At 34.0% G+C, this 13,296-nt stretch carries 12 protein-coding genes; 5 read left to right on the forward strand and 7 right to left on the reverse strand.

The window, feature by feature from the left end; translation table 11 throughout:
- A complete protein-coding gene (locus K0R77_RS01135) occupies window positions 1–1,470 on the reverse strand; it encodes a response regulator (RefSeq protein ID WP_300346391.1) in 1,470 nt (489 codons plus the stop codon).
- Window positions 1,471–1,780: 310 nt separating this feature from the next.
- Between K0R77_RS01135 and K0R77_RS01140 the strand changes: the two genes are divergently transcribed.
- Window positions 1,781–2,005, forward strand: a complete 225-nt coding sequence (locus tag K0R77_RS01140; RefSeq protein ID WP_300346393.1) for a hypothetical protein — start codon at window positions 1,781–1,783, stop codon at window positions 2,003–2,005.
- 12 nt (window positions 2,006–2,017) lie between these two features.
- Here K0R77_RS01140 and K0R77_RS01145 read toward each other — a convergent pair whose 3' ends face one another.
- Window positions 2,018–3,157 carry a 1-acyl-sn-glycerol-3-phosphate acyltransferase gene (locus K0R77_RS01145; protein ID WP_300346396.1) on the reverse strand — a complete coding sequence of 380 codons (1,140 nt, stop codon included), beginning with the start codon at window positions 3,155–3,157 and terminating at the stop codon, window positions 2,018–2,020.
- Between the two features lie 134 nt (window positions 3,158–3,291).
- Here K0R77_RS01145 and K0R77_RS01150 point away from each other — a divergent pair, with 134 nt between their 5' ends.
- The 4 genes from K0R77_RS01150 (at window position 3,292) to K0R77_RS01165 (ending at window position 8,251) form a co-directional block, all read left to right on the forward strand.
- Window positions 3,292–5,775 (forward strand): hypothetical protein, encoded by a 2,484-nt coding sequence (locus K0R77_RS01150; protein WP_300346398.1) that lies wholly within the window; start codon window positions 3,292–3,294, stop codon window positions 5,773–5,775.
- A gap of 261 nt (window positions 5,776–6,036) precedes the next feature.
- A complete protein-coding gene (locus tag K0R77_RS01155) occupies window positions 6,037–7,305 on the forward strand; it encodes an NAD(P)/FAD-dependent oxidoreductase (RefSeq protein WP_300346400.1) in 1,269 nt (422 codons plus the stop codon).
- A 127-nt stretch (window positions 7,306–7,432) separates the two neighbouring features.
- Window positions 7,433–7,717, forward strand: coding sequence for a DUF3817 domain-containing protein (locus K0R77_RS01160; RefSeq protein ID WP_300346402.1), 285 nt, complete (start codon window positions 7,433–7,435; stop codon window positions 7,715–7,717).
- 126 nt (window positions 7,718–7,843) lie between these two features.
- Entirely contained in the window at window positions 7,844–8,251 is a 408-nt protein-coding gene (locus K0R77_RS01165) for a hypothetical protein (protein WP_300346404.1), read from the forward strand.
- An 84-nt stretch (window positions 8,252–8,335) separates the two neighbouring features.
- On the opposite strand, the gene K0R77_RS01170 is transcribed toward K0R77_RS01165, so the two are convergent.
- The 5 genes from K0R77_RS01170 to K0R77_RS01190 all read right to left on the reverse strand — a co-directional run bounded on the left by K0R77_RS01170 (window position 8,336) and on the right by K0R77_RS01190 (window position 13,290).
- Window positions 8,336–8,554 carry a hypothetical protein gene (locus tag K0R77_RS01170; protein ID WP_050379944.1) on the reverse strand — a complete coding sequence of 73 codons (219 nt, stop codon included), beginning with the start codon at window positions 8,552–8,554 and terminating at the stop codon, window positions 8,336–8,338.
- Window positions 8,555–8,688: 134 nt separating this feature from the next.
- The gene (locus tag K0R77_RS01175; RefSeq protein ID WP_300346407.1) at window positions 8,689–10,419 is read right to left on the reverse strand and encodes an ATP-binding protein; all 1,731 of its coding nucleotides are present in this window, start codon (window positions 10,417–10,419) and stop codon (window positions 8,689–8,691) included.
- Complete coding sequence (locus tag K0R77_RS01180) at window positions 10,419–11,543, reverse strand: sensor protein KdpD (protein ID WP_300346409.1); 1,125 nt, start codon at window positions 11,541–11,543, stop codon at window positions 10,419–10,421. Before K0R77_RS01180 ends, K0R77_RS01175 begins: the two co-directional genes overlap by 1 nt.
- Before the next feature lie 62 nt (window positions 11,544–11,605).
- Window positions 11,606–12,685 (reverse strand): porin, encoded by a 1,080-nt coding sequence (locus K0R77_RS01185; RefSeq protein WP_300346411.1) that lies wholly within the window; start codon window positions 12,683–12,685, stop codon window positions 11,606–11,608.
- A gap of 38 nt (window positions 12,686–12,723) precedes the next feature.
- A complete protein-coding gene (locus K0R77_RS01190) occupies window positions 12,724–13,290 on the reverse strand; it encodes a K(+)-transporting ATPase subunit C (protein ID WP_300346413.1) in 567 nt (188 codons plus the stop codon).
- Window positions 13,291–13,296 lie beyond the last annotated feature (6 nt).

Below are 13,296 nucleotides of genomic sequence, written 5' to 3' on the forward strand. Positions count from 1 at the left end.
TTAATTTAATGGTAATGTAAAATAAAACGTTGACCCTTCTTCCAGTTTACTGGAAAGACCGATTGTTCCGTGATGTTGTTTGATAATTTCTGCACAGATATAAAGACCTATTCCCATCCCCTGAAACTGTACAGATGATTCTTCGACACGGTAAAATTTACGAAAAACGGCATCCTGCTTAAAATCAGGAATTCCGATCCCAAAATCTGTGACGCTCACCTTTACTTCTTCATCATCTACAAATGTTGTGACGATGACCTGATTATTTTCAGGTGAATATTTGATGGCGTTGGTCAGAAAATTGATCAAAACCTGCTCAATGCGTATGGCATCAAAAGAAATGAGCTGATTGATTTCGCCAATATGACGCTCTATTTTCACATTCGGGTTATCATGTGTCTGGAGAATAGTGTCGATGGTATTGTGAATAAGTTTTTCAAGATTTGCAGGCTTCTTATTTATTTTGAGCTTGCCATTTTCAATCTTGGAAACATCCAGTAAATCGGTGATCAGCGTATTTAATTTTTCTATCTGATCCAAAGCTTTCGTTACAAAAACGGCTTCTGTATTTTCGGTATTGAGTTTCAACTTACGATCCAGCAATTGCATATAAGCTTTTATGCTTGTCAAAGGTGTTTTCAGTTCGTGGCTTGCGATACTGAGAAATTCATCCTTTTCTTTTTCTACTTTTTTCTGGTCTTCTATATCTGTGAATGTTCCTACCCAGTTTTTCACTTTTTCGTCTTGATAAACGGGTGACATTCTCAACAGATGATATCTGTAATCTCCGGAATCGAGATTTTTAATTCTGATCTCCAATTCAAGAGCCTTTCCTTTTTTTCTGCATCTTTGAAATTCTTCCTCAATATTGAGATCATCGGAATGCGTTTCCGGAAACTGTTGACCAGATTCAGAATATTCAAACCATTTTTTGTTGACAAAATTGACGACTCCATCCTGGTTTAATGTGAATGCAATTTGTGGTAAGGCTTCCAACATCAGATGAAAATGATCAATTTCCGATTTCATAGAAACCTGGGCTTCTCTTCTTCCTTTCACTTCCAGCTCCAGACTCTCCTGTGTTTTTCTCATTGCAAGATTGTTTTCCTGCAGATTGTAGAAAGTTTTTACTTTGAGCATCAGAATTTCAGGATCTATAGGCTTTGTAACATAATCCATCCCGCCGGAATTGTATCCGCGGGTAATGAATCTCTTATCTGTATTGACAGCAGATAAAAATATGATGGGAATTTCCTTTGTCTTGCTGTATCCTGCAAAAGTTTCAGCCACCTCAAAACCATCCATTCCGGGCATTTGTACATCCAAAATAATCAGTGCATAATTATTTTTCAGTGCTTTACCCAATGCTTCTTCGCCGGAATTGGCAGTATCAACCTGAAAATCTTTCGATTCTAAGAGTTTTTTTAGCGAATAAATATTGTTCTGGTTATCATCAACAATTAAAATCATAAAACGTAAAATAATCTTGTAGAGGGTATCCTTTCCTCAGCTACCAAAAATACTCACAAATTTTCAAAAAACAGTTTATTATTTAAAGAATATTGAACTTATAAACTATTAAGCATCTACATTAAATATAAATAATATTTATATGTTAAATTATCTGTAAAACAATATTTAATATACCACAAATTATAAATTCTTGATACAAATAGCTATTATTTTAAAAACATATCATAAAATTAAAAGCCAAAAATCAACTAATATTGAAAAAATTGGCATGCTTATTCTATAAATCTAAAGAGAAAATCATAAAATTATGAATTACAAAGAAGCCGTAAAACACAAAAAGGAAGCAGTGAATAAAGCTGATGAATCATTATTAAAATTGTATCATATTGTAATCACTCCGGCAAATACCGATGAAAGCTACAAATACATAGAAGATTTTACGAAAAATCCTGAAGCTTTTGACGATGAAAGCTGTAAAAAGTATTGTACTGATGATGAATTTGAAGTGGTGAGTTTTAAAAAAGAACAATGAACCGTCTGTAATCTAAAAACTTTCAGGCATCAATTTCATTTTATTAATTACAGGATTAGCATACATCGATAAAAAACCCTTTTTCAGGGCTATGTCATCGATATTAATACGCATTTCAAGCCTGCGTTCAAAAAGTTGTTTTTCTTTCTCTGTATAGTTTTCTGAAAATCTGTTTGTTTGATTTAAAATATCATAGGCAATATAATTGGTCGGCCAAAGCTGGTAATTTTGTATGATAGATTCATCGATGATCTGTGCAATTGCCTGAAGTTGTTTGTTTTTATTTTCAAAGTTAATGAAAACATCATCCAATTCATGATTGATTACATTGCCTGCGTGTAGGTGAATGCGTTTTTTCTGTCCCAATACTCCACTCATCATGGTCGTAAAATCTTCATCTTTGGCTTTGATGTAAACTTCGTCGTTTTGATTTGCTATTAGTTGCGGCATTTTTAACACATCTGTAGGATCATATTCGTATGAAATCGACAGAGGAACTATTCTCAGATCTTTGAAAAAATCAGAAAGTGATGTATGTTTTGATGCCATTGCAAGCATTTTTAAAACACCTTGTTGTGTTGCATCGTTACCGTCTTTTGTACGGCCTTCACGCTGGGCAATCCATACAGAACGGTTTTCAGATTTCAAAAGCTGAAAAATATATTCAGACATCAGTTGAGAACTTTTCAATTGTTCACGCAAAGATAACCCTCTCTGAACTAAAAAATTACGATTGAGTTTGGCAAGAATATGCAGGAAGTTTTGCTGAACAAGGTTATCACCGATTGCAGAAGATGTCATAATGTAATCTTTCTCTAAAAGCACCAAATTGAGCAATGAAGTGTCTAAAACAATATCCCGATGGTTGGAAACAAAAAGGTAGGAGGTATTTTTATCAAGTTTATCAAATCCCGAATTCGTAAGTCCCTGAGAACTTGTTTCCAAAATTTTACTGATGGTATGCGAAATAAAATTCTTTTGAAAATCGTAGATAGAATGTGTATTCTTCAACTGCTCTGACCATATTTTCTCATCAACATCAGGAAATGTAAAATTCATCAGTGCCTTCAGCATTGGATGGCGGATTATACTTTGTACGGCATCATTGACTTCGCAGTCATCAAAAGACCTGATCTCATCAAACTTCGACATTGAATTACTAACTTTTTATTACAGTTTGCAAAAGAACAAAAAATTATTGAAGACTCCGTGCTAAGTTTAAATAGATTAGTATGTCACAAATTGGAATACGTTTTGTTTAGTATGTATGTCTGAACCAATAATCGATGGAAAAAAATAACTCCGGCCCGAAAAGCAACCGCAAAAAATGGTTTTTGGGAATTACTGCAACTATTATCTTGCTTTTGGCAATATTTCCTTTTGCACTTAACTTCTATTTACAAAAGAAACTTCCGGATCTCATCAACAAAAAAACGCCCTACAAATTAGAATTAAAAAATTTTGATTTGAGTTTGATTTCCGGTGATTTTACTGCAACAGATCTTAAAATATCAACCAAAAATCCCAATGACAAAAAAATCACTCAGATCAATGGTGAGATAAAAAAAATAGAGATCAAAGATTTTGGTGTTTGGAAAGCTATTTTCAACAAATCATATCATGCAGATCAGTTCCTTCTTTATGATTCTGATGTAAAAATGCGACTTGCCCCTAAATCAGATAAAGAAAAAAAATCCCCCAAAAAGACAGATATCCACATCAATAATATTGTATTGAGTAATGTATTTGCAGACATTGTAAATGCTGACGGAAAACCTGTCTTTACGGGAAGAAATATTAACGTAAAACTGAAAGATATTCAACAGAATAAAGATGATGCAAAAATTCCTTTATCTTTCAAAGAATTTAAGATTGATGCACAGGATGTGAAAATCGGAGTAAATGATTTTTATCAAATCAATTCTGATAAAATTTTTGCAGCCAATAAAACTTTAGATCTCAGAAAATTTCATCTTGTTCCTATCCAAAGTCCTGAAAAATACAATTCAAAAAACGTTTTTGATTTTTCTTCGGAGCGTCTTTTGGCAACCGATTTCAATATTAGCAAGGATTCATTGATCGTGTCAGATATTATCTTCACTCAACCAGATTTGAAGGTAACCTCGACAGGAAAAAATATTGTGGAAAAAGAAGAAAATTCCAAAGAGATCGAAATGAAGATCAGCATGAAAAACATCAATTTCCAGAAAGGAAAAATTGTTGTTTTACAGGCAGACAAGGATAAAACTGCTTCGGTTGATAATTTTAATTTTAAATTAAGCAATATTGTCTTTGATAAAAATACGGTGAAAGAAAAAATTCCGTTCAGATTTACCAATCATGATATCGAAGCTGATCATATTTACCTTAAAGCGAACAGTCTTCAGGCTGTAAAGATTAAAAAAATATCCTCCAGAAATTCCGATATTTTGATTGAAGAATTTCAGATGACCGCATTAGGAAGAAGTTCACACAAAGATCTTTTTAATGTAAATACAGACGAGATAAAAATCATCAATAACAAAACTAAATATGTTGGTCAAAAACTGAACATCCAGCTTGATGGCTTGGAAATCAAAACTCCTGATATAAAAATAATTTCTGCAAGTCAAAAACTAAAACAGAAAAAGTCTGATGCTAAACCTCCGGAATTTGCATTAAATCTGGGTTTCATTAAAATTTCGAATGGTAAACTTTCTCAGTCTTCTCAGGGAAAAGAGAAATTATCCGTAGGGAAATTTGATGTTTTGGCCAACCGCATCGTTTCGGGAAACGAATATCTGAAAAACGATTTGCCATTTAAAATCATCAACCATTCTATCACAGCGCAGAAAGTTTTTCTTGACGCAGGAAAATATTATACTCTGAAAATCGGTGAAGTAAAAAACACCGGAAAACAAACGGATATGAAAGATCTACAGTATCTTCCAAAATATTCACGAGCTGCATTCAGCAAAGTAATTGCAAAGGAAACCGATTTATACAGCATCACTGTAAAAAGAATCGGAATTACAGATCAGAACTCAAAATTTATCAAAAATCCTGTGATTGATATCAGTAAAGTAAATATTGACGGATTAAAATGTGGTATTTATCACGATCTCGCTCCGCCCGACGACAATGCAGCGAGATATCTTTTCAGCAAAAAACTGCGTGATGTAAAGATTCCGATGTTTGTGAAAAATGTTTTGATAAGAAATTCAAATCTTACGTATGAAGAAAATGCAGAGAACAGCAATATTCCGGGAAAGCTGACTTTTGACCGCTTCTCGATTGACATCAACAATGTAAACAACGGAAAAATAAAAGGCAGACCAACGACTATCACAGCCGATGCTAATTTCGCTTTTTACGGAACTGCAAATACAACGATCAAATGGAAATTTGATGTAATGAATCTCAACGACCAGTTTACCATCAACGGAAACATTCAAAAACTTTCTGCAGAAAATGTAAACCTTTTTGTGAGACCATATCTTAATGTAACTCTTGATGGAAACATTGATTATCTTAAATTTGATTATCATGGAACCAATGCAGGAATTGGAGGAAACTTTTATTTCAAATACAATGAAATGTACGTCAATCTCCTCAACAAAAAAGGAAATGAAAGAAAACTGCTGAGTAAAGTTGCCAACTGGTTTGTGAAAAATGAATCTACCGGTGAGCCGGATCATGTGGTGATCGAGAAAAAAAGAGATTCGGACAGAAGCTTCTTCAGTATGCTGTGGCAGGGAATTATGGAAGGTTTGAAGAAATATCTTATCTAAAAAAAAATCAAAAATTATGATCAAGAACATATAAAGAACCAAAATTTTATTTTAAATTTGTACCCTTATACCGTTTTTGATGGTATAATTTTTTTTCATCATTTGTGTTTTTAGCCTTCTCTTTTTGAGAAGGCTTTTTGTTTTTTTCTTAAAACTCTTACATTGTACCACTGCAATTACATTCATTACAGCTTTTTACAAAAAACAAATCCGCTTTGGTCTTATTGTTGAAGAATAAAATCATATAAAATTATTCTGATTATGGCAAAGCATATTATCATTGTAGGTGGCGGATTTGCCGGTGTACATATTATCAAGTCTTTGAAAAACGATCCCAGATTTCGTATAACACTGGTTGATAAAAACAATTATCATTTTTTTCCGCCTCTGATCTATCAGGTTGCAACTTCATTTATTCAGGCTTCAAATATCAGTTATCCTTTTAGAAAAATGATTGCAGATCATGATAACGTGCATTTTCATATGGGAAGCCTCATGAAAGTAAATCCCGAAAGTAAAACTATTGAAACCGATACCGGAACTCTTTCTTATGATTATCTCGTCTTGGCTCTTGGTACAGAGTCAAATTTTTTCGGAATGGAAAATGTACAGCGATGCAGTCTGCCGATGAAAAACATAGAAGAAGCTCTTTATTTGCGAAATCATATGCTTCTTACCTTAGAAGAAGCTGCCAGAAATAAAGATATCCGGATCGCTCAACGGTTACAAAACATTGTTATTGCAGGTGGTGGTCCTACCGGAGTAGAATTGGCAGGAATGATTGCTGAAATGGGCAAATATATCGCTGAAAAAGAATATCCTGAAATGAAGCTCAGCCTGTCAAATATATACCTCATCGATGCTTTGCCTTCCCTACTTTCGCCGATGAGTAAGATGGCTCAGAAAACTGCTTATAATAAACTAAAAGAACTAGGCGTAAAGATTATTTTAAATGTTTCCGTTAAAGATTATAAAGATTATAAAGTAGTACTTTCAAACGGAAATTTTATTGAAACCGAAACGCTGATCTGGACTTCCGGAGTGATCGGGCGTGAAGTTCCAGGTCTTCCCGAGGAAAGTATTGTAAAAGGAAGAAGAATTGCCGTTGATGCTTTTAATAAGGTAAATCACACCAATGATATTTTTGCTGTCGGTGACATCTGTATGCAACTAACTGATGAAAAATTTCCCAAGGGTCATCCTCAACTTGCGCAGGTTGCTATACAACAGGCGAAAAATTTAGGTGCAAATTTCAAAAGAATGGAAAAATCTGAAAAGTTGAATTCTTTTAAATATAATGACAAAGGAAGTATGGCAATTATTTCAAAATTCAATGCGGTGGTTGATCTTCCCAAATTCTCTTTCAACGGTTTTTTTGCGTGGCTTACGTGGCTTTTCATTCATGTGATACCATTGGTGAGTTTCAGAAGTAAAATAAGATTAGCACTTGACTGGTTCAGATTGTTTATTACGAATAATCCTTCTATCCGTATGATTTTATACCCAAAAAGGAATACGAAGTACGAATAAATAAAAATCGAAATTGATTTTAACGCAGTCTTTAAAAAGAATTAATTATGATGAAATTGTCTATTACAAAGGAATAAAGTATCTTGCTTCCAAAAACAGGAAACCTCCTTAAAACTCACAATTTTATATGATTAATTTATATCGTAAAACAGCTCTTATTGAAGGAATTTCCTACTTGATTCTGCTCTTTATTGCAATGCCTTTAAAATATATTTTTAATATTTCTGAGGCTGTAAAATATTTCGGCTGGATTCACGGAGTCTTGTTTATTGTATTTGCGGCAGTTCTTTTAGGTGCAGCCATCAAATATAATTGGACTTTAAAAAGAATTGCTATTTATTTAATAGGTTCTGTATTACCGTTTGTTCCTTTTTACCTTGATAAAAATCTGAAAAAAGAATATGATCTTTAATAAGATTTTTAAGTAATACTATTAATTCTAAGATATTGCTCTTGTGGTCTGAATTTTGAACTTGTAAAAACATCAAAGTCTTTTTAAGATTTACAGATAATTACAATCAACAAAATCCAAAATATTATGTACAAGAAAATTTTAGCCGGACTAGGCGGCGCAATTGCGTTAAACATCCTTCACGAGACAATCAGGAAAAACTTCAGTAATGTTCCACATATTAACGAAGTTGGTGAAGAGGCATTGTTAAAACTAACTGATAACACACCAATCAACATTACAGGAGAAAAAAATCTCTATGCTGCGACATTAGTTGGTGACGTTTTGAGTAACGGTTTATATTACGCAACTACAGCAACCAAAAACGATCTTAGTTCCGGTCTGCTTGCCGGAGTTGGTGCGATTGCACTTCCAAAGAAATTAGGTCTTAACGACGATCCGGTTGCAGAAAATATACAGAAAAAAGTGATGACCGTCGGATATTATATTTTTGGGGCTTTGGTAACAAAATTTATCTATGACAGAATCAAATAAAAATTTCTCCTCAATTTCACAAAATAAAAAACTCGATTGCTTATTGCAACCAAGTTTTTTTATTATTTAATTTAAATCTGAATTTTAAGCTGAGTAAGCAGCTCTATTGAGAAATATATTTTTCCCTGAGATCTTGTTTTTTGATAAACTGTAAATAATTTCAACAGAAAAACTTGAAAGTTCGTAAAGAACGTACCGTGAATTGCTCACTGTGTTTTCATTGATCATTTTTCCTTGGCTCAATACTATATCAAATTGCATCTCATCAGGCAGATTCGTAAATTCGTAATAAGAAATATCCATAAGTATAGTTTTTATGATTAGAGTTGATTAACAATTAACTATATGCAATTTATCTACCAAAATCTAAAAATATCATAAACATTGGAAACTATTTATCTTATTTAAAATAAAAACAGATTGCCAAGAAGGAAATGCTAAGCTTTGAGACTGAAATAAAAAGTGCTTCCGACACCTATTTCGCTTTTAACTGAAATTTTCCCTCCCTGAGCTTCTATAAATTCTTTGCTGATGCTTAAACCTAAACCTGTACCATCAGCTTTTGTTCCCGGAATTCTGAAATAGCGGGTAAAAACTTTGTCGAGATACTGCTCTTCTATTCCGTAACCCTGATCTTTTATAGAAAATCTGATCTGGCTTTCAGCATCATTTTCCACTTTAATTTCTATCTCAGAATTTTCATAAGAATAACGAATGGCATTCGAAACAATATTGCTCAGAACCCATGAAGTTTTTTCATAATCTGCATTCACAAACTCAAGATTTGGCTCGATTTGGTATTTAATAGAGATCTTTTTGCTATCTGCTGCTGATTTGTTGGCTGCAATCACGCTTTCAACGATTTGACTAATGCCAGAAGGTCTTATATTCAACTGCACCACTCCGGTTTCCAGTTGGGTAAGATTGAGAAGTTCACCTGTGATTTTCAGAAGTCTTAAAGTATCTTCTTTTATTCCGATTACCAGTTTCTGCTGCTCTTCATTAAGCTCACCAATTCTTTTATTCTCAAGCAATTGTACTCCCATCTGGATTGATGAGATAGGAGTTTTAAACTCATGAGAAACTGTTCCCATAAAGTGAGTTTTTGCAAGATCCAGCTCTTTGAAAGGAGTTACATTTCTCAGCATAATTACCTGTCCGATAAAACGTTTACTGTCTTCTCCGGTTGGTAAAACGTTGATGTCTAAAATTTCCTTTTCAAAATAATTTTCTTTTCCTTCCACAAAAATTTTTAATAATTCTGAATCGGTTTTTTTCTGAATCTCCGGATTAATTATTTCTCTGATAAGATCTCTCACCAAATCATTTCCGACAGCAACATCCTGAATTAATTTTCCTACGAATTGATCTTTTTTCAATCCGGTTATTTTTAAAGCTTCATCATTAACGAAAAGAACCTTTCTATTTTCGTCAATTCCGATCACAGCATCATGCATATTGTCAATCAGTGTTTCAATGCGCTTTTTTCCTTTTAAAATTTTATCAAGCCGGCTTTCAGAATATTCCTGAAGTTTTTCTGCCATTGTATTGAATGACTTTGCCAATTCGCCAAATTCGCTGTTTCCTTCAAATCGTACTCTTTCTTTGTAATTCTGTTGTGCAATCTGATGAATACTGAGTGTAAGCTCACGGATAGGGTTTGCAATATTTGAAGGAAGATTGATCATCAGAATAAAAGCGATCAGAAAACACAGAGTTCCTGTAATAGAAATGACGGCAATGGCGTTTTCGGCTGTAGTATTGGCAATTCCGCTTTTGATCTGAATGGCATTCATATTCAGCTGCATCAGTTCAGCAATATCTTTTCTGATGACAGATTTAAGATTTTGATCTGTCCGGTTTTCGTTTAAATCAGAAAAATGACTGATGATATTTCGGGTTACTTCTTTCTCTCCGCTTTCTGTAATATTTTGACTTTGAAGATTGAGGTTTTTCTGAAATTCTTTGACCGCAAAAGGCTGTTTGTCTATTTCTTCAAGAGACAAAAGCATATTTCGCGAATACTGCAGCGTATTGTAATTCGCAACAAGTATATTCTGCGTATCTTTTTTCAGCTGATAGATAAACCATCCACCAAGTACAGAAAGTATGATAATCATTAAAAACAGAAGACCGACTCCTGCATTAAGCTTAGTTTTTATTTTCATCAGGACAAAATTACTAAATCTACATTTTGTTTTGAAAGTCTTTTGAGTAACGAATTAAAAGTATCTGTCGCCAGAATAATTCTCCAGATGTCAAGATGCGGTTTTCCGATACAAACAGTAGTAATTTTCCTTTCTTCACATTGTTCCATGATGGTCATTGCAACATTTTTACTTTGAATTTTAATAATTTCTGCTCCTAATTCGGTTGCTAATCGAAAATTATTGATCAAATGTCTCTGTTTATTGAGCGCAATTCTGTCTGGAGATTCTCTGGGAGTCTGTACGTAAAGCAAAAACCATTGACTGTTGTAATAATTGGCAAGTCTTGCCGTTTTTCTGATCACATTTTTCGCAGTAATTTCGTTTGAACCGATACAGGCAAGGAATCTTTCTTTTTTTAAAACTTTTCCGGTTACAATTTCAGTCTCTACCTTTCTGGTAACCTGAGAAGCAACTTCTTTTAAAGCCAATTCGCGAAGCTGAAGGATATTTTCATTTTTAAAAAAGTTATTTAGTGCAGATTGTATCTTGCTCTGATCATAGATTTTGCCTTCTTTTAGTCTGGAAATAAGCTCATCTGCTGTAAGGTCAATATTCACCACCTCATCTGCAGCAGAAAGTATGGTATCAGGAATTCTCTCGGTGACTTCTATTCCCGTAACTGCTTTTACTTCTTCGTTCAGACTTTCGATATGCTGAATATTGACGGCAGTAATTACATTGATTCCTGCCTCCAAAATTTCCATCACATCCTGCCATCTTTTTTTGTTTTTGCTTCCTTCAATATTGGTGTGAGCAAGTTCGTCTATAATTACAATTTCGGGACGCAGAACAATAATTGCAGGAACATCAAGCTCTTCCAGCTCTTTCCCTTTATAAAACAGTTTTCTTCTTGGAATAATAGGCAATCCTTGAAGTAAATTGTGGGTTTCTTTACGATTGTGGGTTTCTATATAACCTATTTTCACATCGATTCCGTTTTGAAGGAGAACGTGAGCTTCCTGCAGCATTCTGTAGGTTTTGCCGACACCGGCGCTCATTCCGATGTAGATTTTCAGTTTTCCTCGCTTTGATGTATTGATGAGCTGCAAAAACTCTTGTGCTGATTTTCTAGGTTCATCCATTTTAGGAATAAATAAAATTTACAAATCTCCCTGCACAAAAATAACAGGGAGATTTTATTAATTTAAAATGAAACTGCAATTGCTGTGACAGCAGTAAGACTGTTATTAGAGATATCTTCGTTTCTCTTCATAAAAATCGCATCTTTACTATTCAGATTTCGAATTTCTGTTCGCCAGACGAGATTTGGCAAAATCTGATAGTCTGCATTTAATGAATATCCGAATGTTTTGAAACCATTTTCTGATCCTGTTGAAATGATGACTCCTTTTTCATCCTGATAATACTCTCCTCTTGCCGTGATGCTGAATTTTTCTGTTGGAGAATATTTGGCAATCAAAACCGGAGTGTACCAAATATTGTACTGTTCGCTTCCTTTTGCTTTCTGTTCAGCTCCGATATCGAAACCTGCTGTAATCCCTAATTTTTTACTGATTTGATAAATTCCGTATAAATTATGAAAATATCGCATTTGTCTTATACTGTCGGGCTTGTCATTTCCAATAAAAGATCCACTGTTCAATGTCAGTTTTTCATTGGGTTTAAAAGTCAACTGATGTCCGAAAGCAGGTGTTGAATTACCGTCTACTCTCTGAATTCGCTGCCACCCGTTTAAAACCAATCCGCTTAAAAACCACTTTCCACTTGGTGAATTGTATGAAATTTTTGCTCCGGTTTCGAAATAAGGAGAATTATCGGCAAAAAGGCTTCTCGTCAAAGTCCAGTTATCTTTTCCGATAGCACTTTCAAAGCCAAGATGAGAAGAGAAAATTCCTGCATCAATCCACAAATCATGCTTTTTTGAGATTTTGAATCCTGCATTGGCTTCATAAATATTTTTCATCACTCCCTGTTCCGCAGCATAATTTGCATTCATGTAAGTTCCTGCAGCGATTGCAACATTTGCACGAATTTGATCTGTATTGTATCCTGCTTTTATGAAAGCAAGATTAACGTTGACTTCATTATTTCTGTTATGGCTGTACACAAACGAAGGACGAGTATTGTTTTTAGGATTATTAAAATCTGCCTGATAATACACTTCTGCATAACCGCTTATTGTCAATGGTTTTTTAAGTGAATCATTCTGAGCGTTTGCTGATATACTCAACATCGCTAAAAGTCCAAATATTATTTTTTTCATTAAATCTAATTTAAATATTTTCTAATTATTCTTTAATATTACTTTTTGGTAATTTGATCGAGTGCAATATTCAGTTTGAGAACATTTATTTTTTCCGGACCGAACATTCCAAGAAAAGGTTTTTCGATATTCTTTTCGATTAGCTGATTGATTTTAGATTCATCAATATTTCTGATTTTGGCAATTCTTTTAACCTGAACCTTTGCTGCCTGTACCGAGAAATTAGGATCAAGTCCGCTCCCACTTGCAGTCACCAAGTCGGCAGGAATCTGAGATTTTTCAATTCCGGGATTTTTCATCATCAAAGTATCAATACGAGCCTGAACCTGCTGAAGATATTCTTTGTTGGAAGGTGCTTTGTTGCTTCCACCCGATCCCGCAGAATTATAATCAACGGCAGAAGGTCGTGATGAGAAATACTGATCATCGGTAAAAGCTTGTCCTATATTTGAGTAATATTTTTTATTGTTAGACTCCACAGTTTTTCCTTTCCCGTGATTGGGTGCCAACTGAGCCATTGCAAAAACCAAAGCAGGATAAACAACAGCAAAAAGTATAATGCACATTGCCGTTAATTTAATAGCAGGTAAAATATGTTTTTTCATTTTTAA

The organism is Chryseobacterium sp., assembly GCF_029240215.1.
In the GTDB taxonomy this organism is placed as follows: domain Bacteria; phylum Bacteroidota; class Bacteroidia; order Flavobacteriales; family Weeksellaceae; genus Chryseobacterium.

Excerpts from the sequence above, each read along its gene's own strand:
- K0R77_RS01175 (WP_300346407.1), bottom strand. The coding sequence starts at position 10,419 with ATGAAAATAAAAACTAAGCTTAATGCAGGAGTCGGTCTTCTGTTTTTA.
- K0R77_RS01170 (WP_050379944.1), bottom strand. The coding sequence starts at position 8,554 with ATGGATATTTCTTATTACGAATTTACGAATCTGCCTGATGAGATGCAA.
- K0R77_RS01155 (WP_300346400.1), top strand. The coding sequence starts at position 6,037 with ATGGCAAAGCATATTATCATTGTAGGTGGCGGATTTGCCGGTGTACAT.
- K0R77_RS01145 (WP_300346396.1), bottom strand. The coding sequence starts at position 3,157 with ATGTCGAAGTTTGATGAGATCAGGTCTTTTGATGACTGCGAAGTCAAT.
- K0R77_RS01180 (WP_300346409.1), bottom strand. The coding sequence starts at position 11,543 with ATGGATGAACCTAGAAAATCAGCACAAGAGTTTTTGCAGCTCATCAAT.
- K0R77_RS01185 (WP_300346411.1), bottom strand. The coding sequence starts at position 12,685 with ATGAAAAAAATAATATTTGGACTTTTAGCGATGTTGAGTATATCAGCA.
- K0R77_RS01140 (WP_300346393.1), top strand. The coding sequence starts at position 1,781 with ATGAATTACAAAGAAGCCGTAAAACACAAAAAGGAAGCAGTGAATAAA.
- K0R77_RS01165 (WP_300346404.1), top strand. The coding sequence starts at position 7,844 with ATGTACAAGAAAATTTTAGCCGGACTAGGCGGCGCAATTGCGTTAAAC.
- K0R77_RS01135 (WP_300346391.1), bottom strand. The coding sequence starts at position 1,470 with ATGATTTTAATTGTTGATGATAACCAGAACAATATTTATTCGCTAAAA.
- K0R77_RS01190 (WP_300346413.1), bottom strand. The coding sequence starts at position 13,290 with ATGAAAAAACATATTTTACCTGCTATTAAATTAACGGCAATGTGCATT.
- K0R77_RS01150 (WP_300346398.1), top strand. The coding sequence starts at position 3,292 with ATGGAAAAAAATAACTCCGGCCCGAAAAGCAACCGCAAAAAATGGTTT.
- K0R77_RS01160 (WP_300346402.1), top strand. The coding sequence starts at position 7,433 with ATGATTAATTTATATCGTAAAACAGCTCTTATTGAAGGAATTTCCTAC.